This window comes from Legionella sp. PATHC039 (assembly GCF_026191275.1).
GTDB lineage: Bacteria > Pseudomonadota > Gammaproteobacteria > Legionellales > Legionellaceae > Legionella > Legionella pneumophila.
This window is the reverse complement of the sequence record NZ_JAPHOP010000001.1, coordinates 372,022-393,755: the sequence shown is the minus strand read 5'-3', so window position 1 is coordinate 393,755 and position 21,734 is coordinate 372,022. Positions and strand designations below refer to the sequence as shown.

Below are 21,734 nucleotides of genomic sequence, written 5' to 3'. Positions count from 1 at the left end.
ATAGGTTATTTTGCATACAAATAATTCTTTGTGATATATAAAAATGCAATTGTATCTTGTATTTGCCTATTCTGATTCTGTTCTCCTTTCATTAAATCCTAGTTAGCAAAAAAGTGAAGCAATGACTTAATATTCAATTAATAATCATAATCATGGATGAAAATGGATGAGTGTACTTATCAAGGGATTACACAATGTACTATCGATAATTGTAATAGAACCCCATTTTTAAAAGATTACGGCTCCATAATATACAGGTCACAATTTAGGCGACTATCTAATAAAACCCAGGTTTTTTTAAATCCTTATGTTGATTTTCCTAGAACAAGACTGACACACTCAATAGAAGCAGAACATATAAGTAGAGAGCTCTCACGATATTTTTCTCAAAAAATAATTACAAGTGTAGAGTTCAAAGATAATAAAGATAAAGAATCATTTTCAACTATTGGTGAGCCTGTTAACAAAAACAGTTTTGCGTGGCAAGCGTCTGCCGGACTGAATTTTCGTCCGGCAGGAAGCCCTCTGAGTATCAATGCGGGTTATCGTTATTATAGCGGCGGTCAATTTAATGGACCATCAGATGTTTATACCAACAGCGATGGTTTTCAGGCAGGAACGCCCTTGTCCGGTCCTTTGAGGGCAAACCAGATTTAAGTACACAGTGTAATTATTCCAATCAGGAAAATTGGATTACTGCATTGTCGAGCTACATGGGTTAAGTAGCTGTTCACACTTACCAGGTAAAGGAGTGATGTTCCACAGGTATTTCCAGCACTTGATAGGATGGCATTATTTCTGGAAAATAAATAGCTAAGCGGAAAGCTAACATTTGTGTTTTTGTGCTAAGTATAAAACAACAAGACAGAGTTTTGAGGTTTTACAAATTGAGTCGGATTGGGTTTGGCAATCAATTCAATCAGGGGGATAGCTGCGCTAAAAAGGGAAAAAACCTTTAAGGTAGTAATCAATATCAAGCTCAGTAAATCAGGTTGGGATAATCGTTATTTTGTTCAGAGCCTTAAATCAGGTGATTTTTAGTGTTTTTTTTCCATTTCAATATCATATTATCCTTCAATTGGAAGCTGAGATATGTTAATTTCCTTTCGTTGTTTTTGTACATACCAAAAAAAAATTTATTTGGAAAAAATATTGTTTGATCAATAAAATCTATCACTGGAGTTAAGGTTGATTTATGTTCATGTTTAAAAAAAATAGCTCTACTGTAGTCGGCAATAATCTCAGCACCAATCTTGGCAGTTTTACAGACGTTCCTAATGAGATCCTCGCTCATGTTATGTATTTCCTTGATCTTCAATCACTAAGTTGTTTTGCAAGGACTAATAAGGATATTAATTATCAAGTACATCAGCTAGGTAAAACGTTTAATATTACTTTAGTGGATATACCCTGCGAGGGAACTTATAGTCAATTACATCAAAAATACACAAAATTCCTAGTTGCTTCTCAAAAACGTCAGAAGGAATTACAATCAATTAAAGAAGTTAGAGAGTCAATAAATCAACAAAGAAAAGACCTAAAAGATAATCCAGCAAACAGAACCAGTTGTATTTCCAGAGAAGAAAAAACGTTTACGGTTGTGTGTTGTATATTAGGAACTGTTGGTGGTTCATTATTCGCTTGCTGTTTTCCGGTAAATTGGGGTTTATCTGCACTTATAGGAGGAATATCAACAACCCCAATCCCCTTGACCGTATCGCGAACAACAAAATGTATGTGTCAAAAATGTATTGAATGTAAAGCCAATTCACTTGAATTGAGAGAGCAGAATTTGGATAACAATTTCCCGCCACCTTCTAAAATGCTAAAGTAATGCGAAGCAGCTGACTACTCTTTTTACCATAAAACTGGACGGATATGATCTCTCACTTTTCTTAGATTTTAACTGCTCATTTTTTCAGTCACAAATCTTTGATCTTTGCTCATCACTCCTGAACTATTATGAAGTTTTACAGTTTTAGCTGCCTTCCTACTCTAATAGGATTCATTATTTCGCCCATTGCCGGGTTGGCCGTTAAAGCAGCGCGGATTTTTCGGAAATTGCAGCAGTTTGGTTTGGCAAATGCATTGATGATGTCATGAGCATTCCCTGCCAAAATTGAATCCCCATGTAATTCAACGAAATCTTTTGCAATCGATAAACCCAACCTAGTTCCCCCTACCGTACAAGTTGTAGGTGCCTCAATCTGAAAAAAACGCTCGAATATAGTTTCACAAAGATCAGAAGGAATACCCGTCCCATTATCTCCTATCTGAAGCCTGCATGTTTCAGGATTGATTTGCACTAATCTAATGCTTACTTTCGCATTTTGCGGTGTGAATTTTATGGCATTTGACAAAATATTGATTAAAATATGCTGGATTTTGTCGAGATCTATTTGTGCTTGCAATTCATCAGGCAAATCCATTGAAAAAACAAGCTTGCGTTCGGGAATCTGAGCCTCAAACAATGCAATTGTCTGTTGAATTAATTTTACCAAATCAATATTGGCATAATGAAGAATCATTTTGCCAGCATCCAGCTCAGGGCAAGATCATACCTTTTTGACCAGTAATTATCATTTAGTATGATTTTTCAGTGATTTGTGATCAAATACTCATTTTTTGGATGACAAGAAATGAGTTTTGTAGAAAATTTTTCCATACTTAAAGATCCTCGTAGCGAAATAAATCAGCGCCATAATCTGCTAGATATCTTATTTTTAGCAGGTACTGCGGTGATGTCTGGAGCTGAGGGATGGAAAGACATAAAGGATTTTGGAGAAGAAAAGCTTGATTGGCTAAGACAATATCGGGATTTTAAGCATGGGATACCAGCCGATGATACCATAGCTCGTGTAATTAGTGCTCTTGATTCAGAGCAGTTCACGTTGTGTTTTGTAAATTGGGTGAATGAACTTCGTTCGAAAGATGGTCGAGAACAAATAGCAATAGATGGAAAAACTCTACGCCGCTCATATACAGGTGACCGCACCACAGCCTTACATAGCATTACTGCATGGAGTAAACGAAATGGGTTGATATTAGCTCAAATGCGCTCTAATGGAAAAGCAAACGAAAAAGCCAGTGTGTTAGAAATGCTAGACCTCTTGGAGCTTAAGGGAGCAATTGTTACTGCCGATGCTATGAATACAGAAAAGAAGATAGCTAAAAAAATACATGATAAAGGCGGAGACTATGTGCTTTGTGTTAAAAACAACCATAAAAAACTATTGAATGAAATTAAGGATTATTTTCATATCATGGAAAGAGACCATCGAGAAATCTGGTCACAAAATTACTTCGAAGAAGTGGACGCAGGCCATGGACGCATAGAAACAAGAACATGCCGGCAAATCGTAATTAGTCCATGGATTGAAGGTTACGCCGACTGGCAAGGATTACAAACCGTAATTGAAGTAACGCGAACACGTGAAATAAAAGAAAAAACCGGCACTGAAGTACAATACTATATCAGTTCCTTGCCCTTAGAGCCTAAACAAATTGCAGATGCTATCAGAGAGCATTGGGCAGTCGAAAACAAAGCTCACTGGGTGTTGGATGTGACCTACAAAGAAGATGACTCAAGAATACGCAGAGACAATGCAGCAGAAAATCTAGCCTTGCTTCGTAGGTTTGCACTCAATCTGGCTCGACTTCATCCTCAGAAAAATAGCATGAAGGGAAAATTAAAAAAGGCTATGTGGTCTGATAAATTTAGAAGTGAACTCTTGATTGGGCAAATTCAGGGCAAAGTATGATTTTGCCCTGGCATCCAGCTTTGATATATTCAGCAAATCATTGACATGTTTCAGTAAAGTTTGAGCATTATTTTGTATGCACCTTAATGTATTCTGAACAAATGAGGGAAGCTTTTTTTCTGCAAGCAACATTCCCAGAGGACCTAGTATCAGCATTAATGGGGTACGAAGTTCATGACTGACTCCGACGATATTAAAATCCCTGTCCAATAATTAGTATTTTCCCTTCATACAGAGCATCCTCCTTCCTCTATGTAAGGCTGATTGACTATAAAACATACGCCAGTCTTCGCGAGGCTAGCCATCAATCCAATGTGCAATTTTCAACACAGGATATGAATAGCCAATTAACCCTACCATTAAGGATTTGAGACCTTACTAAACTAATTAGAAAAGCCAGGTTTCGATAATTGCTTGCAATCACCAACAAAAAGATGAATATCTTTCAGCAAACACAGCACTTGCTTTAGTGGTTTAATTCCCCCTCTCAGCAATTTTTCTTTAATAGTCGCTCTACCTATTTCAGATCTTATCGTTAACCAAAATATAAAAAAAATACAATGAACTATAAAATAAATCAAAGTGTACAAAGTTTAATTTAATCTACAATTAAATTATAGGGTATCTATCAGTGAGGTTAATATGACAACTTCCAAGCTTGAAAAGACGGGTTTGCATGTTCATGAAAAAATCAAACATATGGTTAAGAGTTATGGAACGATGATAACGGGTATTCCTGCAGAAATATTAGGGCAAAATGAGGCAGAAAGATCAGTTGAATCTGTAAAAAAAATGGGGAATGTGAAAGAAAATATTGCTGAAGTAGTTCGAAAATCTGAAATGACCCAACCAACAAACAGCTGCGGACAAGCCAGCAATGAAATATGCGCTTTGCTTTTAGGAAAAGATGGGGCGAGTGATTTCGAAAATTCAAGGTACGAAATCTTATCAAAAGATGGCAAAAATTTGAAAAATTCCCTGCCTAATAAAAATTTGCTAGTTAGAGTTGAAATGGATCGGTTTAATGCTCCCCGTAAATACCAAAAAATAAAAAGAGAGGAGTTTAATCCCAAGACTGCTGAAAAAAATAAAATTTATCTACTGGAAGATCAGCTTTTATATCTCGATATATTTGGAAAAATCATTGATCTAGGGCAAACATCAGAAACATGTCAAAAACTATTTGATGCCATTACCAGTTCTGGTTTTCAACATTATATCCTTAATGATGAGTTTATTGAGCCAGAAGATGGTGAAGAGGAAGCAGCTGTTTGCGAGATAGGTGAAATAGTTTCGTCTAAAATAAAAAACATGGATTGTTGGACAACAACTCATTCTTTTACCCTATTTGTTCCAGAAGCAGAGAGTGAGGATACACGCACATTGTATCCTTACCAGGCTTATTGGAGCAGCCATACTATGCAACAGTGGTTTTCAGGTGATAAAGATGAAAAATTATCCCGTTTAGGCATAGATGGTTATATCGAAAAATTGGCATTATTAAGCACAACAACTGACAGCAAAGTGCGCTCCAATATTTATGGAGAATTATTTTCTCCTCCAGGAAAGGAACATGTTTTTTGTACTGGGATCAATGAAAAATTTTCGCCATTACGAGTCAAATTTAAAATCACTGAAGTCAATCCAGAAATAGCATTGCAAAATTTAGAAGAAGTTCAAGAGTTTATTGATATAAATTATCCTGGCGAAAACGCGAAAGCTCAATGCGAACTTTATAAAACAAAAGCGCAAGAAGCGATGACTAAACAACTTGAGATGGGACTTCTAATAGAGCCGACTCATCGAAAAGAATCAGTAACCTCCTATAAAGAAAAAAACACACAATCTTTCTTTAGCAAAAACTTAGATACAACCAGCAGAATAGATAAAATGATCTCATCAGTCATTACGATGGAAAACCTCAAGATTCTTGCAAAAGAAGCAGATACCCTTTCTGGAAAGGATCGTGAAAAGTTAGTGGAGTATTTTAAAACATTACCATCAGAGCAGCTGGCAGAAATCAAGCCTGAATCAGAAACAGCTCAAAAAGCCTGGGATGAACAATACGGATTAGTTCTTCGTGATAAGTGATAAATCGAATCGGCTTTGTGTATTGGTCACTTGAACTGTTTATAATCAAATGATATTGATCTATAATATATCACATTGATTGTAAGTGGCATTAATATGACAAAAATAAAACTGGAATCGCCAGGTTTCATGGTACACAAGAAGTTGAAAAGCATGTCCCAAATCTATGGAGTCATGATGACTGGTGTCCCTGCTGAGGTGTTAGGACAAATGCAGGCAGAGCGATCTATCCCCAGCATTAATAAAACAGGGAACCTTAAGCAACAAATTGCAAAGGAGGTTTCAAAGGTATGTCATATGATGACTGAACCCACTCAGAGTTGTGGCCAAGCCAGTAATGATGTGTGTGAATTGCTTTTAGGAAAAACTGAAGCGGAAAAATTCCATTTCACCAAATATGAAGCATTATCAGCAGATGGAGACAATCTAAAAAATGTTTTGGAAAATACAGCTCCATCGAGCACTAACCTATTAATACGATTTGAAATTGACAGAGAAGACCCTCCCATTATATTGGTTAAAACAAAAAAAGAGAATTTCAATCCGGAAACCGCTGTGAGGAATAAAATTTACCTATTAGAAAATAAATTATATTTTCTTGACAAGATAGGTAATCTTTTTAACCTTGGACCAGGTAAAAAAAAATGTACGCAGTTATTCAACGCAATTGGAGACTCAGCAGAATATAGTCTTTGTGATCCTTTTGTTCTTGAAGAACCTGAAAAACCTGAAGATTTTGCAATAAGTGAGATCGTCGATATCTTTAACGAACAAAAAGAGAGATTCGATTTTTGGATTGGGTCGCATTCTTTTATAATATATATCCCTCAAACGCTGGGTGAATCACCACGCCAATTCTATCCTTATCAAGCTTACTTTGGTTCACACACTTTACAGGATTGGTTTGTCAGCGATAAAGATGAATATCTGTCGCGAATTGGCATCGACAAGTATATTGAAAAATTAGCTCTACTGGGAAAAACAACAAACACAAAAGAACGCTCGGATATTTATGCAGAATTTTTTTCAAAGCGAGGCCGGGAAGCATTTTTTTGCGCCCATCTTAATGAAAAAAGACAACCATTACGAGTAAAGTTCAAAATAACTGAAATTAACCCTGAATTGGCATTAAAGAATTTACAGGAAACACAAGAATTTATTGATACCCATCCAGGAAAAAATCCATCAGATAAAGTAGAAAATTATAGAAATAGAGCGAAATTGGCAATGACTGAACACCTGGAGAGCCTATTAGAGATAAAGCCAGAATCGAGCCCCTCTTTATTTTGGAAAAATGTCGATAAGAAAGAACAAGAAATGACGGACAGTAGCAGATATAAAAAGGGACCAAGCTAGTCAATGAAACAATAAAAATCAATTAAATTATAAATTGTTCTAAAATTGTATTAATGGGTGTTTGAAAATAACGAAGGAGTTTGATTTATGATGAGTCGCGAAAAAGCAGCTGGAACTTTTTTTAAAGATTACCAGAAAAAAAATGTAATGAGATTGTTACAAGACTCTCTCGAAAAAATTATCAACGAATGGCTGAAAACTGATGATGAAAGCCATACCAAACTGAAAAGTCTTCAAGAACTTTCAGAGATGGATATTAATGCTAACTCATTTGCTGAACCCTCACCACTTCCTGATTTTGTTACGCGTCTCTGGCTGGATCCACATAAAGCGCTTGATGCCATGGACAAAAACATTTCAAAAAACGAAATCAGAAAGCTGATTAAAGAAACAGCGAGGGAAATAGAACTTGTCTTTACTCATCAAAAAGCACCCGACTACTCTTAATTGAAACGAGGATGGTGCTGGTATATTAATTCTTCATTCATTTTGGCCATATCATTGGCCAAATAATGTCTTGTTGGATAAAAGCATGCACAGAAAAACGATTCGAAAATTGACTCATATCTAAAAACCCTTCTAATTAATTTGTTATGTTAAATTAAGTCTATGGAACCAGGCCTCCAGAGGTTCGTTCTTTTCCACCACAAATTACTTTAAATATAAGGGGTTAAAAGATAATGTCATGCTATATTTTGGATTTAATCGAAACATTAAAAAATGATTTTGTAAAAAAAAATACCCCTACAAGATTTGACAGCGTCAAGTCTTATGGAGAGTTATTGGAAAAATCAAAAATTAATCCCGCGATTGCAGAGTATATCACAGGCACTTCATCCGGGGTTATGATGGTTGATTCCTATGAAAAACTATTAGAACTCTCTAAAATTAACTGTGCTGTTGCTGATAATATGACACAAACTCAATTGGGTCTGGATTTAATTGATAGCCATGAAAAATTTCTGGAAATAACAAAGATAAATGCTAAAGTTGCTTTTAATTTTCAAATATTAAATTATCAAAGGTATGCCAAACTGGTCGACTCATATCAACAATCTTCACAAGCAAAATCTCTTTCAGGCCTAAATACCTCGGCAAATTCCCAACTTTTTTTTAAGAAACGCGATTCTACTGGACAAGACCGAGTTTCTATTACCACAGGACAAGCAAGAGTAGCTCATGATAAAGTTGTATTGAGGCTGGAATTGAATGAAGCTATGCAAAATACCATTAGCAAGAACATGATGAACTGAAACTTTAACAGCAAACCCTAATAGCTATTCTAGAATTTAAATTTAAAAAGGCCATAAACCAGAAGTATGAAAAAACGACGTGATGAAAAAACAATGCTTGCACTCATCATCAAAATAGCTAATGACGATGAGAGGATTAAAATTGTTATTATGAATGGCTCTCGAGCAAGCCCTTCAGCGAAAAAGGATATTTTTCAGGATTATGATATTGTGTATCTGGTAACTGAAATAGAATCATTTGTTCATGATAAAAACTGGATTAATCAGTTTGGTGAATTACTTATCATGCAAACACCTGATGAAATGGATGGGCAATGGCCAAAATTTAAGGGTAAATATACTTATCTGATGCAATTTAAAGATTGGAACAGGATTGATTTAACCTTGTTACACATCGATCAACTGGAAACTATGCCTAGAGACAGCCAAAGTCTCTTATTGCTTGATAAAGACAATTTAATTGCACCTTTTGGCGAACCTACTGATGAAGATTACTTACCAAGCCCCCCTACAGAAAAAGACTTTGTTAACTGTTGTAATGAATTCTTATGGGTAAGCACTTACGTTGCCAAAGGACTCTGGAGAAAACAACTCATCTACGCCAAGTACGTTTCAGAGCAGATAGTTAAAGAAGAGTTAATTAAAATGCTCATGTGGTATGCAGGAATTCAAACCAATTTTAGTCGGCCGATGGGAACTTATGGAAAATATATTGAAAACCACCTTGAGCTTGAGCTCCAGCAAGAATTCCTCAAAACCTACGTTGATGCTGATTATAAGAATATGTGGGCTTCATTATTCAAAATGTGTGAAATATTCAATGAGCTAGCGATAAAAATTTCAAGTTATTTTGGTTACTCATTTAATCAGAAAGAATTCGATAGTGTGGTAGATTATTTGCAAGATGTAAAAAACAATAAAATTCCACCTTAATCGAACAAATCCACTTGGAATTAAAGAATAAATACTATTGAGATAACGATGTTGGTTATCGATTTTTGCAAATGAATTGAGAGCACTTCGCCATATGAAGTAGAACAAATTTTAAAGTTTGAAGGAAATGTTATGCCCAAAATTCCAAACAATTGTAGTTTATCCAGCGGTAAGGTAGTCGATGTGGTCAATACCATCGACACAGTAATTTAGTTTAGATCTTGATTATTCTCCCGGGTAGCTACATCGCTTACAAAAGAGTCAATTTGACCTTGTAAACTCAAAATCTTTACATTAGATCATTGACTTATTTAAGACATATCTTCATCCTTTAGATCATTTCGCATTGTTGGCGCAGATATTACTAAAGATAACTTTGAGATGAAATTACCTCAGTTTCAACAGGAGTGAACTTTTTCATTAAAATATACGAATTTATAATCACTAAAAGTAAATGATTTTTATTTTTCGTTTTGTCTTTCTAAATGGAGTATTGGTTATGTCGCTCTCTTCAGTAAAAAAAATTTATAATATTTATTCTTCTTTTTATGATGTCCTTTTTGGATCTATCTTTCATCAAGGCCGCTCTCTATGTGCTAATAAGGTTAATAAAAATGCTGGCCTGAATGCTTCTGTTCTAGAGCTTGGGGTTGGCACAGGGTTATCTTTACCCTTTTACCGTACAGATTTGAACATAACTGGGATCGATATTTCAGAAAAAATGTTAGAAAAGGCTGAAAAACGTATCGTCAAGAAAAAATTAACAACCCATATTGATTTAAAAATTATGGATGCCGCTAATTTGGAGTTTCCAGATAGCCATTTTGATTTTGTTGTTGCTATGTATGTTGCGTCTGTTGTCCCTGATATTGATACTTTTCTAAAAGAAATCTCACGTGTTTGTAAACCATCAGGCGAAATAATATTTGTGAATCATTTTGCTTCTGAAAAACCTATCCTGCGCTTCTTTGAAAAACAACTGTCGCATATTGATAATTTTGTAGGATTTAACTCGAATTTTTCTATCCATTCCATTTTAAATTATAAAGAATTTAAATTGCTGGAAACTCAAAAAGTCAATCTTTTTGGCTATTGGAAATTATTACACTGTAAAATAAATTGAAGCTTTACAAAAATAAAGATAAGAATTTTTACTTTCGAGCCAATATCAAAGAACAATAATAAAAATGCATCCCCTTTACTTTATGCGGTTGAACGATAGTGAAACCAATTTTTTCTAACATGTTCTGATATTCTGAGGCCCTTTTCATCACATTCACTCCAAAATCATCGTGAAAAATGTAACGATATTCCGAGGCAAGGCAGATGTCGTTGTTATCTTCTTTATAAAATTCGCAAATACCGACTAATCCATTTTTTGGCAAGGCCTGATAAGCCATTCTTAATAATTTTCTACACACCTGATCATCCCAATCAAACAGAACTCTTGTAAATAAAATCAGATCGTACCCTACCGGAAAGGCATCTTCCTCAATAAAATCCCCCTCAATCACACGAACTCTATGGTTTAGTTTCCTCGATTCAGTATTTTTTCTTGCCATCTGCGCAGACATTGGCAAATTGTAGACTGCCGCTTTTAAATGTGGATATTTTTTAACAAAAGTACACGCCATAGTTCCATCACCACCACCCACATCCAAAAAATTCTTGACCTTTTTAAAATTGATAGATTGTAATAAACAATAGGTAGGCTGATCAGCAGTTCTAGTCATCCAATCCTCAAGCCACTCTGCTTCTTGCTGAGTTTTCGGAGGCCAGGAAACACTCGTCTTGACTTTTCCAAAGCGCAATACATCAGTCAAGTTTTCTTCTGCACTAACAAGCCAGGTCTTAAAAAACATTTCCATGGCAGGGAATTCTTCACTGTGGATTAACTCAATGAATTCCTCGGGTAATTGATAAGCTTGCTGCCCATTAACCTTAATTTGTATTAAAAAATGCTCCGAACTAAGAAGATGTAGCCACTTCCTGGACCTGATTGGCATTAATTGCAATTTTTCTATAATATCCTTTTCGAAAACCCACGCCTTATTTTCAAATAAAGAAAATAAATTGACACCAAACATGGCTTCAATCAGTTTAAGTCTGGTACCAGCGGCTACAAGAGAAAAATAATTTTCATAAAAATCGGAATTAGGCCTCACCTTTTTTTCTTGGGTTAAATCAGCCTCTTCCTCTTTATTCTCATTTTTTTTCTGATTGGGGAAAAATTTCTGTGACCATGCCTTTATCCATGATGTTAAAGCGTTCATCCCACAATATTCTTTTAAGAGTACTATTAATATGAGAATAGAACAGGACTTACAAAAAAAACCAGGGTCAAGGCAAAAAATGTTTTAATGAGGGAGTTTAGATAAACTAAATGACCAAATTAAACTCTTTTTTAACAAAGAGATTGGGGGCCTGTAGAAAAAAAGTCTTTCAGCTCGTTTCCTCAAATAACACAATGGGAACGATAAAGATGCAAATGCAGATATGATCCAGTATCATAATCCACACTCGCTAGTTTAAAAAGATGACTGTCAGTCAAGTTTTTTTACATAGTTCTGGCAGAAGTGCTCCCTAACTCTGAACTCGTCCATTCGCTCTCTTCAATATCATCAAGCTCCTCTTCTGACGAAGGTTCCAGATAATTTCGTCCAATAATTTTACAAAGTTTCTTCTTATCCTCTTCACATAAATAAGCAGCCAAAGCTTCAAGAGGATTATAGTCAGTAGAGTCTTCTTTATTTTCAGATGGCCAATCATCATAAATTTTCCAATGATCAACAATAGCCATGTAAAGGCTGTTAATCAGATATTTAGCATTATTTAATTTCTGCAAAAGACACTTTTCATCAAGATCTCTTGGCAAAGAGAGCAATGAAAAGGCGAATCCCATCAAGCCTATGTCTGTTGACTTAGCCTTTTTAGGTTCAACCTGAGCGAAAGCCTCATAACATTGCCGAATACGAGCAACCAAATCGTCTTGATAAGGCTTATATTTCTCTGGTAATTTGGCATCAATAAATAACCACTCCAATTTTTGCAGTTTGCTTATCGCTTGTTTTACCTCATCACAATACTCCTCGCTTATTTCAAGTAATTGGACAGTATCTCCGGATAACGCTTCAATTTCTTGTGGAGGCAATGTCCAATGTAATTTGACTCCCTCGTCTTGTAAATCACGATAATGAACAATCGCACCGGAAGATTTTTTATGTTCACGTAATGGTCCACTGCTATGCAAATAAATTTTTTCCAATTTACCACTGTATCTTGGTACGGTAGGGTGTTTACCCTCTTCAGTAATTCGGGCAATTTGCTCTTGAGTTAGTATGCCTTTTAACAGATCAACCATCAGTGATTTACAAGTATAGGATTGATTTAAAGCGGGCCCCCACAGTGTAAATGACAAATTTAACTCAAATGGTTTAAGCCTTGGCTTATGGCCTTTTTGTTTTGCCTTGATTTTTTCCAAAGCAAAAATTAACGGGGAATACTCTTCATGCTCATAAATACGGTATTTTTGTTTGCCAGCAATCCCCTGTGATTCAACAACTTCCTTAACGGCTTGTTTTTGATCCTCCAACATTGTTTGGCATTTCAACTGCAATAAATCAAATTTTTCCCTGGTTAACTCAAAAGTAACTCCATGTAAACCATAGCCAACATCCAAATAACGCAGTTCTTCGTGTCTTAACATGCCATGATTACCCTTCAAATCAACATCCAAACCCAACTTGATTTTCAGTTTACTTAACCACGTATCACGAACAGTAGATGGCACCCCATAAAAACCCCAATTATCGACTACCTCAATCTTTCCATTGTTATCCCATTGAGATAATAAAATGCAACTATGCCAAAAAGGATTACCACTAAACTCATGATCCATTGCACAATAGGTAACTGCATATCTCATTATTTTATCCTTAAGAAGATTGATTAAAAACATCTGCATGGATAACCAGGCAAAATCTAGAGATTGATTAGCTGAGAACAGCAAAGTGGTTGAAACTGTCTCACATAATCAATCCTATGAAACTATTACAGATCCCCACAATGGCGTCAACGGCTAAACGGATAATGAAATAATCCCTGGAAATTTTCGAATAAAATCATATCTAACCACCCAACATAAGAGTTAGCAGAAACAAATGTTTGGCCGTTCAACCTAAGGACAAAATTGATAAAAATATGAAACGCCACAATCGACCTTCAACGAACAAAGTACATTTACTGTTTTGACAATAACTGTCTATAATGATTTAAAAGTGATTAACAAATGGATTTAAATGATCGATGCTCAATGCCCCCCCTTGACCCTGACCAACAAGCCAGAAAGCGTTAAAAAGGCTAAAAACAAGCGCAGATGGAAGTAAAGACCCCGAATTGAGAAGTCACAGGAGAAAAAGATGTTTGCTGAAATACCCAAAATTCAAGAACAATTTCATAACGTTTTTGAATATTCCCAATCCATGAATTCTCTTTGGTTACAATCAATTGATAAAAGCCTTGAACAAACAAACAAGGTAACACAATCTTTAATCAACTTAAATTCGCAACAGGTTTATCCTTATCCCAATATATTAAATGATGCTATTGAATATACCGTCGACTTCATGCAGAGAAGCATTCTGTTTTGGGACATCATGCGTAAACGTGGCAATCAATATCTCAAGCATGAACAAGAGGGACAACCTCCTGTTCTCATTTTTTCTTATAATATGCTCATGGATGGTAGACATTTTGAGAGACCAGTCAATTATGCATTGGTGGAAATAATTCCCCCTGAAGGTATTCAGATTGATCCCGCAAAAAGACCTTATGTGATTGTTGATCCTCGAGCTGGTCATGGCGCAGGAATTAGCGGTTTTAAAGATGAATCGCAAGTAGGACTTGCTTTAAGAGCAGGACATCCCGTTTACGTTATTATCTTTTTTCCCACTCCTGAACCCAATCAAACTCTAGTTGATGTCACGGCAGCCCACGAAAAATTTTTAAACGAAGTAGCCTCGCGTCATCCTCAAAGTCCTAAACCCTGCTTAATTGGTAATTGTCAGGGAGGATGGGCTATTTTAACGCTTATGGCCGCTAACCAAGATGTAGCAGGTGTCGCTGTAGTCAACGGCGCCCCTCTTTCCTATTGGGGTGGAGAAAATGGAAAAAATCCCATGCGTTATATTGGAGGAATTTTGGGAGGAAGCTGGATCGCGCAGATGGCTGGTGATTTAGGTAACGGTAAATTTGACGGGGCCAATTTAGTGATGAACTTCGAAACAGCTAATCCTAAAGTGACTTACTGGAGCAAATATTACAATCTCTTTGCCAATATTGATAAGGAAGAAATTCGATTTTTAAATTTTGAACGATGGTGGGGAGGATTTTCTCTTTTGAATGTGAACGAGATGAGAGGGATAGTTGATAATTTGTTTATTGGCAACAAACTGGTTCATGGCAAAATCCCTATAGGGCAGTCAGGTAATAACCTGGATTTAAGAGACATTAGCGTGCCTGTTATTATTTTCTGCTCGGAAGGTGACAACATTACACCCCCCCAACAAGCCCTAAACTGGATTTCTGATCTTTATTCAAATACTCTGGAAATCAAATTAGATGGGCAAGTCATTGTTTATCTTATTCACAAAAGTGTTGGCCATTTAGGTATTTTCGTCTCAAGTGAGGTGGCTAAAAAGGAACATAATCAGATTATTGATTTGTTAAATTACATAGAACATTTGGCTCCGGGTTTATATGAATTAAAATTGCAAGAAATAAAAGAAAATCCCAAATCCCCTCCACATTACATCGCTTATATCGAAGAGCGTTCTATTAACGATATCAGGAAAGGACAAGAGAATAATGTAGCAATCTTCAACCTTGTTCGTATGGTATCTGAATACAACGCAATGAGTTATGACTTGTTTATGGCTCCGATAATCCGTAATATGAGTAATGAGTACACAGCAGAATTGATTCGAAAATTACACCCGCTAAGGCAGAACCAGTATTTACTCAGTGATATGAATCCGTTAGTGCACCCTGTATCATGGATATCACCTTTTATTCGTCAAAATCGTATTGAAATTTCTAAAAACAATCCTTTTTTAACACAGCAATTAAATTTTTCAAAGTTCATAAACTCTCTGTGGGATTTCTTGAGCGTCTCTCGCGACAGTTTTGTGGAGATAATGTTTTATGCTGTCTATGGCTACATTCAATTATTAGCTCCATTTGATCCCAGAAGAGATATGATTGTGCATTCTCCTGAAAAAGATAATCAAGAAAAAATAACTCAGTCGATTATTGCACATATTAGTGATGGAGGCGTACCAGAGGCCATTTTGCGCATATTACTATTATTAGTGAAAGTTCAGGGTTATATCATTGGCGCCAATTTACCTGACATCATTCAAAAACTACGTGAATGCAATGCACTTAAACATTTGGATAAAAATGGATTCAAACAAATTGTACATTCACAAACCATAATGATAGAGCATGATCCTGAGCTTGCATTTAATACAATACCTCACTTATTAAAATCACAAGAAGAACGCTCTATGGTGATTCAATTCATTGAGGATATATTAAAATCTTTAAAAGTATCCCCTTCAGAAAAATATAAAGAGAAATTTCAAAAAATTAAGGAACTTTTACAAAGCCAGGTTTGATATGTATTCCGAATTGGGCCATATTGTTCTGAATAAAGCGCAAACCTAAAGATATCCTATTGAAAAATTAACTCTTTATTTTTCAATAAAATGCTCCTATCTTTTTGCCTGATCATTGGTTACAAATAGAAAAAATTAAGATAAATCTTGATCTTTACCTGAATCTCCCGCGCCATATCAATTGTTTATTTTGTTGACATTCTGAATATATTATTATAAAAGGCATTTTTCTAATTGTAGGTAAATACAATATGTCTAAAGAAATTAATATTATTTGGGTAGGACCACAACGCCTTCCCTACAAATATTTAAAGCATTTAAAAAAATGGCATAATTTAAACCCAGATTATCAAATCAATTTCATCACTGATGAACATTCTTCTTCTATCCAGCTTTCAGGAATAAATACTATTCACTGGAAACAATGTTTTGACCTGACGGATGTACGACAAAAATTTTTGCTGAAAGAAGCGGAGCGTGCTCTCCAGGAAAAAGCCTATGCCACTTTATCGAATATCGTTCGCAAAGTTAAAATTTTTAATGATGGCGGGTATTATTTTGATACTGATATCGTTCCTATGGAAAAATTACCTACAGTCACTGAAAACACTCCTTTCTTATCACAACCTAAAGCAAGTTATGGCGAAGAATTTGCCAAGCACCGTTTTGTTGTTTCCGCACTTTATGGAAGCAAGCACTCGCCTGTATTCAATGAAGCATTGACAGTCATGCATGAAACTTACCAGGTGAAATCATTGCAAGATGCCATTAAAGAAAACCCGGAGGAAGCAGAATACCTTCGCTCCTATTATTCAGCCTCCCTTATGTTATCCCGTTCTGTTAAACGACTTTATACAAATGAACAGGATTATCAAAAAATGATAGAAGATTGCCAAAATGAGTTTGGAAACCCTACTGCGTTTCAAATTATACAAGATGGTTCATGGGGAGAGGGATTAAATGCTGTTTTGATGGAAAGTAAACACCTGGCAGCAACTGCCATCCAGAGATTTTTTCGGGCGGCGCAAGCTCTGGATCAAGTGAACTCCAATCAGTCAACGGGTCATATACAATCCCCTGAAAAACCAAGATTTTTTTGAAGAGTCCATGGGCTTGATTGTGAGGCATACAATTGTTTTTGCTACATTGAAGTGGCGATTGCCGTAAAAAGCAATCACCACCTTTTGATGTCACTGTATCTTTAAATAAAATCAATTTGTTACGCATGAAAAATGCAGTCACTTATTCCTGCGCTTGAAAGCATAATAAGTAACACCCAATATCAACCCATACACAAGATGCCCAACCAAAGAGGGTATGTTTTCTCTAATTCCTTCCATAGTCCATTTTGCAAACAAAGGCACCCCTGAAGCGAAATAGGGTAACACGGTCATTGGGCCGCCGACCCACATTGCAAAACCGAACAATAATCCAAGGAGAATGACTGAGAGCCAGGAGTGCATCAACCAATCCAGAACCAGGGCAAATGCGATCCCACTGCCAATGCTCATTGCAGCATGCACCAAAAGCCCCCCTCCTTTTGTTGGCATATTAATCATACTTCCCAATGTTTCAAGCATGCCCCCCATAACTAAAAAAAAGGTAAAAACAATCCCTGCTATAATTCCTGCAATAGCGCCATGCGAAATACATCTTGAAAGATACATGCCAATCTCCTTATTAAATAGATCCCAGTTTACCATTCAAACAGGACTTACGAAAAACCGCAATCTCTATGTTAAAAAATGTTTTTAATTCGGTCATTTAGTTTATCTAAACTCCCTCATTAAAAACATTTTTTGCCTTGACCTTGGAGTTTTTCGTAAGTCCTGTCAAAATCATCAGTTTACTTAATAATCAACAATTAAGGTAGAAAAATTAATGGCAATGTCTTAAAAAATTTTTTGCCAACTACATCATCAACATCTTATTGTTAATAAAGACTTTTATATAACATATCGATTCAAATGTTCTTTAAATATTAGCCATTTTGCGATTTAATAAAGAAATAGATAACCCTGTATTGAGAACTCATGTCGGTAATAAATGGTAAGAAAATAATAACTATCACTCTGGGGATTGCATGCCTTTTTTGTTCAATACACCCGGTAAATTCGGCTCCAGATTTCTCAAACAAACCGCACGTGAGGGAAAAAAACAAAAATCTCCTTGGTGTTTTTGTAGGTGGAAATCATGCTCAAAACGATGAAGCGTTTACCTATGGATTTGAGTACCACCGAGTCCTTTCCATGCCTTTTGGGTTTAGTGCGGTTGTTGAGCATACACCTGTCAATGTGGAATATAATAATCAAGTGGAATTGATAGGCCTTGGAACATTAAACGTATTCAGGAACCTGACTTTTGGCATAGGCCCTGGAATTAGATATGAAAAAGATGAACCCAACCGCATGGTTGGTCGATTGGGGATTGGATATATCATCCATTTTCCCCCAGATATAGAAATCACCCCGAATATTGACCTTGATTTTATTGAAGGTGGTGAAAAGGAACTCGTTTTTGGTGTTACATTTGGTAAACAATTTTAAATAGTTCTTTTCCTAAATATCAGCTATCTCTTCCAATTTCTTTCTTTAAAATTTTTGTAATTGATAATCGCGACTAAATAATAGCTTTTTTTAAAAGACCAGTGTAAATTTATAACTCTTTTTTCTTAAATAATGACTGATATGATTTCAATAACAACTTATTGGCAACAATTTAAAGATTGCATTGATCAACTTCGTTCATCTGTAGACAACAAAGAATACTCCAATCAAATAGACATCGCGGACCTTATGATTGAGATTGGCTTGACAATAGAACAACTGGGGATTACTCAAATCCAACAGGTTGGAGATCGACTGCACGAAAAAGCCAAATTATTCGGATATCGAGTCCCATTTGTTACTCCTGAAAAAAAATATGAATTTTGTTTACCCAAAATAACTAACGATGAAACCCTCATTTTTGCAATCGTTTACTATCAGCACCTTAAGAACTATGAAAATGTCGAATACCAAGGTTCTATCAATTGGTTTAGATCAAAGGTAATCCATGGTGTTAATGAAAAGAAAATTTCGACCCGTGCTCAAGCCGAAACGATGTTGGGAGAAATTAGACGATATTGTCAAAGTCAAAATATTGCCTTTAATGAATCTGAATTCATAAAGAAAAATGACGAGTCAGCAAAAGAATATACAACAAGATTGTTCAAAAATTTTCATGCCGATAAAACTGCAAAAAGTGAACCAATCGAGTTAAAACAGCTTAAAGAATCAAAAGAATCCAACCTGTCCGATGAGCTAGCCAAGCTTGAAAAATCCCTTGAAGATTCAAGAAATAAAAGAAATCAATTGATTGTCAAAATAGATGCTCTTGCAAAGAAATTGGCAGACTATCATCTCCTTTCGCAAAACCACCATAAATTAAACAATGAATGGAATAACAAATGGTTTTTTACAAAATTTTTCGACTGGATCATGTCCTGGTTTTCTAATGATTCATTTATCAAAAATTTAAAAACCAGCTATGAGCAAGTCATTAATGTTGAACATGAGCTGAAGCAAGAATTTCACCCCTTCGACACCGCGGATGCCTATCGAGCTGAATTAAAAAAACAACTGGAAGAAACTCACATTGAATGCGATAAGAATCAAAAGCAAATCAACGAATATCAATTGAAACAGTTAGAACACAAACTTGAACAAAGGTTAGAACAAAAACTGCAAGAAAAACTACAAAAGGACACTGCTGTTGAACAAAAAGAGCCTTCGGTTACAAAAGTACTATCAGAAATCAAACACGAAACCAATGGCAGTGATTTCTCTTCAAATTTAAATCATTATTATGGTTTCTTTAAAGAGCACTTGCCAAATCGAGAAACATTGGGAGCAATTGCTGTTGGGGTCGCAGCCATTGCCATTCAAAATTTGATGTAAAACCGTTTGAAATACGAGGTTCTCTCACTCAGGAATAATGGGAGTTCAGCTCGTCTTTCGCATAAGAAGCAATCTTAATCCGGGAAGAAAGTAATATTTGATTCCCGGCATTAAATTTTACCTGTTCAAGTTAACGCGCCAATAACATCGTGTTGTCATCAACCTGGGATATTATTTTGCTTTCGCCAATCATGAAGCAACACTGAGCGTCGCTTTGCATAAGAGACCCCCAAGTTTTCAACATCTACAATTCTATCGGCTCTAAAATGACGAAAATCCTTTTTTAATTCACACCAGGCAATCAAAACTCTTACTTGATCAAAATACCCAAGTCCAATTGGCCAAATCGCACGCGTTGAAACATTTCCTTTTAAGTCATGGTATTGAATAAACAATTTCAGTTCTTTTCGTATTGCCTTCCTGACTAAGGCCAGGGATTCATCTTCTCCTGAAATCACTTCACCAGGCCCTATTAATAAACTGGATAGCTCCAATTGCTGCCGCAAATCGGCAGGAAGTACAGAAGCGATTTTAGCCAAGGCATTATGTGCGGCCTGTTGCAAGTGAGTATCCGTTTTTTTAGCCACCCATCTGGAGCCTAAAACAAGAGCCTCAATTTCCTCTTCACTAAACATCAAAGGCGGTAACATAAAACCTGGCTTTAATACATAACCTAATCCTGGTTCCCCCTCAATGTCAGCACCTTGAGCCTGTAAAGCAGCAATATCTCGATAGATGGTACGAGTACTTACTCCAAGCTCATTGGCAAGAAATTGTCCGCTAAGAGGATAACGGTAACGCCGCAAAATTTGCAACAGATGAAAGAGTCTCTCAGTTTTGCTCATATTGGCATTGCTCTTCATAATAAAGATTTTTAAACAGTTCACGAAAACCAATCTTTTTATAAATATTCAAACCATCAGCAGATGCCTCTAAAAAGCACCAGGAAATATTGGTGTCTTTCAAAATCTGAAGTACTGATAAAATCAATTGTGTTGCATACCCTTTTCTCTGATGTTTGGGAAAAGTAGCCACATCATCAATCCGTGCACTGTCTCCCATAACAGTCAGCGTTAATGAGCAGACAATTTGCTCTTGAACAAACCCGGAAAAATGATAAATATCAGAAGACTTCTCAATAGCCTCCTGATGTCTTACTCTGTAAATCTGTGCAATCTCTTCAGTTGATTCAAATGCAGGGACAGTAGGTAAAATCCAAGTCTGCATCTCATTATCCATGCGCTTTATTAACAAGTCAGATTCAAGCCCGGGCATTCCAAGATCACGAATTGACAAGCACATGGCAACTCCTTGATCAATAGATAAAAATCCTGATTGAGCGAGTACATTATCTGTTTTTGTATCAGATAAATAGTCAGGAACCATCAGCGCCCAAGGTACTGAATGAGACTCATAAAAGCGTTTGCATTGATAAATCTCTGTCCCAAGTAAATGCGATTTACCTGAATAAAACACAGGATTTAAAGCAGAAGTTGGCACTCCACTGCTACAAGCTAGCAAGCCCTCCAATGATAAAAGCGTCGTACTAATCAGTGAAAAAAAATGCCGCTCTATTTTATGGAAAGATTCAATACGGCTGTTCATAAAATAAACTCATCAAAATTTCTGAGCCCGGATAAACTAAATTTTGTTCTCATAATAACACCAAAACTCGGTTTAGTGTGTTTTTACTCTCAAGAAGGTCAATATTGGGTACTTAAAACA

Annotated in this window: 18 protein-coding genes and 2 pseudogenes; 13 read left to right on the top strand and 7 right to left on the bottom strand. The window is 36.0% G+C overall.

Annotated elements, in window-relative coordinates; all coding sequences use genetic code 11:
* The first annotated feature begins 162 nt into the window (after positions 1–162).
* Together OQI99_RS01745 and OQI99_RS01740 are read left to right on the top strand one after the other, a co-directional pair.
* Complete coding sequence (locus OQI99_RS01745) at positions 163–657, top strand: outer membrane protein (protein ID WP_265731211.1); 495 nt, start codon at positions 163–165, stop codon at positions 655–657.
* Between the two features lie 544 nt (positions 658–1,201).
* Complete coding sequence (locus OQI99_RS01740) at positions 1,202–1,834, top strand: F-box protein (RefSeq protein WP_265731210.1); 633 nt, start codon at positions 1,202–1,204, stop codon at positions 1,832–1,834.
* A 136-nt stretch (positions 1,835–1,970) separates the two neighbouring features.
* On the opposite strand, the pseudogene OQI99_RS01735 reads toward OQI99_RS01740, so the two are convergent.
* A pseudogene (locus OQI99_RS01735) lies at positions 1,971–2,546 on the bottom strand (sensor histidine kinase); the annotation flags it as partial.
* 93 nt (positions 2,547–2,639) lie between these two features.
* Here OQI99_RS01735 and OQI99_RS01730 point away from each other — a divergent pair.
* On the top strand, positions 2,640–3,761 hold the full coding sequence (locus OQI99_RS01730; RefSeq protein WP_061514717.1) for an ISAs1 family transposase: 1,122 nt from the start codon (positions 2,640–2,642) through the stop codon (positions 3,759–3,761).
* Between the two features lie 9 nt (positions 3,762–3,770).
* On the opposite strand, the pseudogene OQI99_RS16155 reads toward OQI99_RS01730, so the two are convergent.
* Positions 3,771–3,944, bottom strand: a pseudogene (locus OQI99_RS16155) (histidine kinase dimerization/phospho-acceptor domain-containing protein); the annotation flags it as partial.
* A gap of 459 nt (positions 3,945–4,403) precedes the next feature.
* Between OQI99_RS16155 and OQI99_RS01720 the strand changes: the two are divergent.
* From OQI99_RS01720 to pmtA, 6 genes are all read left to right on the top strand, one after another.
* The gene (locus OQI99_RS01720) at positions 4,404–5,852 is read left to right on the top strand and encodes a hypothetical protein (RefSeq protein ID WP_265731207.1); all 1,449 of its coding nucleotides are present in this window, start codon (positions 4,404–4,406) and stop codon (positions 5,850–5,852) included.
* Between the two features lie 75 nt (positions 5,853–5,927).
* Complete coding sequence (locus OQI99_RS01715; RefSeq protein ID WP_265731206.1) at positions 5,928–7,208, top strand: lpg2148 family Dot/Icm T4SS effector; 1,281 nt, start codon at positions 5,928–5,930, stop codon at positions 7,206–7,208.
* An 87-nt stretch (positions 7,209–7,295) separates the two neighbouring features.
* Positions 7,296–7,655 (top strand): lpg2149 family Dot/Icm T4SS effector, encoded by a 360-nt coding sequence (locus OQI99_RS01710; protein ID WP_265731205.1) that lies wholly within the window; start codon positions 7,296–7,298, stop codon positions 7,653–7,655.
* Positions 7,656–7,888: 233 nt separating this feature from the next.
* Positions 7,889–8,461, top strand: a complete 573-nt coding sequence (locus tag OQI99_RS01705; protein WP_265731204.1) for a hypothetical protein — start codon at positions 7,889–7,891, stop codon at positions 8,459–8,461.
* Between the two features lie 66 nt (positions 8,462–8,527).
* Positions 8,528–9,394, top strand: a complete 867-nt coding sequence (locus tag OQI99_RS01700; protein ID WP_265731203.1) for an aminoglycoside 6-adenylyltransferase — start codon at positions 8,528–8,530, stop codon at positions 9,392–9,394.
* Between the two features lie 499 nt (positions 9,395–9,893).
* Positions 9,894–10,517 (top strand): phospholipid N-methyltransferase PmtA, encoded by a 624-nt coding sequence (gene pmtA / locus OQI99_RS01695; RefSeq protein ID WP_265731202.1) that lies wholly within the window; start codon positions 9,894–9,896, stop codon positions 10,515–10,517.
* Between the two features lie 28 nt (positions 10,518–10,545).
* On the opposite strand, the gene OQI99_RS01690 is transcribed toward pmtA, so the two are convergent.
* Together OQI99_RS01690 and OQI99_RS01685 are read right to left on the bottom strand one after the other, a co-directional pair.
* Entirely contained in the window at positions 10,546–11,667 is a 1,122-nt protein-coding gene (locus OQI99_RS01690; RefSeq protein WP_265731201.1) for a methyltransferase, read from the bottom strand.
* Between the two features lie 284 nt (positions 11,668–11,951).
* Complete coding sequence (locus OQI99_RS01685) at positions 11,952–13,400, bottom strand: lpg2160 family Dot/Icm T4SS effector (RefSeq protein ID WP_265732339.1); 1,449 nt, start codon at positions 13,398–13,400, stop codon at positions 11,952–11,954.
* A gap of 412 nt (positions 13,401–13,812) precedes the next feature.
* Here OQI99_RS01685 and OQI99_RS01680 point away from each other — a divergent pair, with 412 nt between their 5' ends.
* On the top strand, positions 13,813–16,071 hold the full coding sequence (locus tag OQI99_RS01680) for a DUF3141 domain-containing protein (protein WP_265731200.1): 2,259 nt from the start codon (positions 13,813–13,815) through the stop codon (positions 16,069–16,071).
* A gap of 251 nt (positions 16,072–16,322) precedes the next feature.
* Positions 16,323–17,171 (top strand): glycosyltransferase, encoded by an 849-nt coding sequence (locus OQI99_RS01675; RefSeq protein WP_265731199.1) that lies wholly within the window; start codon positions 16,323–16,325, stop codon positions 17,169–17,171.
* Between the two features lie 138 nt (positions 17,172–17,309).
* Here the strand turns inward: OQI99_RS01675 and OQI99_RS01670 are convergent, their stop codons facing one another.
* A complete protein-coding gene (locus tag OQI99_RS01670; RefSeq protein ID WP_265731198.1) occupies positions 17,310–17,738 on the bottom strand; it encodes a hypothetical protein in 429 nt (142 codons plus the stop codon).
* A 366-nt stretch (positions 17,739–18,104) separates the two neighbouring features.
* Between OQI99_RS01670 and OQI99_RS01665 the strand changes: the two genes are divergently transcribed.
* Complete coding sequence (locus OQI99_RS01665) at positions 18,105–18,617, top strand: hypothetical protein (RefSeq protein ID WP_265731197.1); 513 nt, start codon at positions 18,105–18,107, stop codon at positions 18,615–18,617.
* A gap of 132 nt (positions 18,618–18,749) precedes the next feature.
* Positions 18,750–20,009 carry a Dot/Icm T4SS effector Lem19 gene (gene lem19, locus OQI99_RS01660; RefSeq protein WP_265731196.1) on the top strand — a complete coding sequence of 420 codons (1,260 nt, stop codon included), beginning with the start codon at positions 18,750–18,752 and terminating at the stop codon, positions 20,007–20,009.
* Between the two features lie 158 nt (positions 20,010–20,167).
* Here lem19 and OQI99_RS01655 read toward each other — a convergent pair whose 3' ends face one another.
* Positions 20,168–20,854 carry a helix-turn-helix transcriptional regulator gene (locus OQI99_RS01655; RefSeq protein WP_265731195.1) on the bottom strand — a complete coding sequence of 229 codons (687 nt, stop codon included), beginning with the start codon at positions 20,852–20,854 and terminating at the stop codon, positions 20,168–20,170.
* On the bottom strand, positions 20,841–21,614 hold the full coding sequence (locus OQI99_RS01650) for a GNAT family N-acetyltransferase (RefSeq protein ID WP_265731194.1): 774 nt from the start codon (positions 21,612–21,614) through the stop codon (positions 20,841–20,843). Before OQI99_RS01650 ends, OQI99_RS01655 begins: the two co-directional genes overlap by 14 nt.
* Positions 21,615–21,734 lie beyond the last annotated feature (120 nt).

Excerpts from the sequence above, each read along its gene's own strand:
- OQI99_RS01675 (WP_265731199.1), top strand. The coding sequence starts at position 16,323 with ATGTCTAAAGAAATTAATATTATTTGGGTAGGACCACAACGCCTTCCC.
- OQI99_RS01670 (WP_265731198.1), bottom strand. The coding sequence starts at position 17,738 with ATGTATCTTTCAAGATGTATTTCGCATGGCGCTATTGCAGGAATTATA.
- OQI99_RS01680 (WP_265731200.1), top strand. The coding sequence starts at position 13,813 with ATGTTTGCTGAAATACCCAAAATTCAAGAACAATTTCATAACGTTTTT.
- OQI99_RS01745 (WP_265731211.1), top strand. The coding sequence starts at position 163 with ATGGATGAGTGTACTTATCAAGGGATTACACAATGTACTATCGATAAT.
- OQI99_RS01665 (WP_265731197.1), top strand. The coding sequence starts at position 18,105 with ATGTCGGTAATAAATGGTAAGAAAATAATAACTATCACTCTGGGGATT.
- OQI99_RS01690 (WP_265731201.1), bottom strand. The coding sequence starts at position 11,667 with ATGAACGCTTTAACATCATGGATAAAGGCATGGTCACAGAAATTTTTC.
- OQI99_RS01710 (WP_265731205.1), top strand. The coding sequence starts at position 7,296 with ATGATGAGTCGCGAAAAAGCAGCTGGAACTTTTTTTAAAGATTACCAG.
- pmtA (WP_265731202.1), top strand. The coding sequence starts at position 9,894 with ATGTCGCTCTCTTCAGTAAAAAAAATTTATAATATTTATTCTTCTTTT.
- OQI99_RS01720 (WP_265731207.1), top strand. The coding sequence starts at position 4,404 with ATGACAACTTCCAAGCTTGAAAAGACGGGTTTGCATGTTCATGAAAAA.
- OQI99_RS01650 (WP_265731194.1), bottom strand. The coding sequence starts at position 21,614 with ATGAACAGCCGTATTGAATCTTTCCATAAAATAGAGCGGCATTTTTTT.
- OQI99_RS01700 (WP_265731203.1), top strand. The coding sequence starts at position 8,528 with ATGAAAAAACGACGTGATGAAAAAACAATGCTTGCACTCATCATCAAA.
- OQI99_RS01730 (WP_061514717.1), top strand. The coding sequence starts at position 2,640 with ATGAGTTTTGTAGAAAATTTTTCCATACTTAAAGATCCTCGTAGCGAA.
- lem19 (WP_265731196.1), top strand. The coding sequence starts at position 18,750 with ATGACTGATATGATTTCAATAACAACTTATTGGCAACAATTTAAAGAT.
- OQI99_RS01740 (WP_265731210.1), top strand. The coding sequence starts at position 1,202 with ATGTTTAAAAAAAATAGCTCTACTGTAGTCGGCAATAATCTCAGCACC.
- OQI99_RS01705 (WP_265731204.1), top strand. The coding sequence starts at position 7,889 with ATGTCATGCTATATTTTGGATTTAATCGAAACATTAAAAAATGATTTT.
- OQI99_RS01655 (WP_265731195.1), bottom strand. The coding sequence starts at position 20,854 with ATGAGCAAAACTGAGAGACTCTTTCATCTGTTGCAAATTTTGCGGCGT.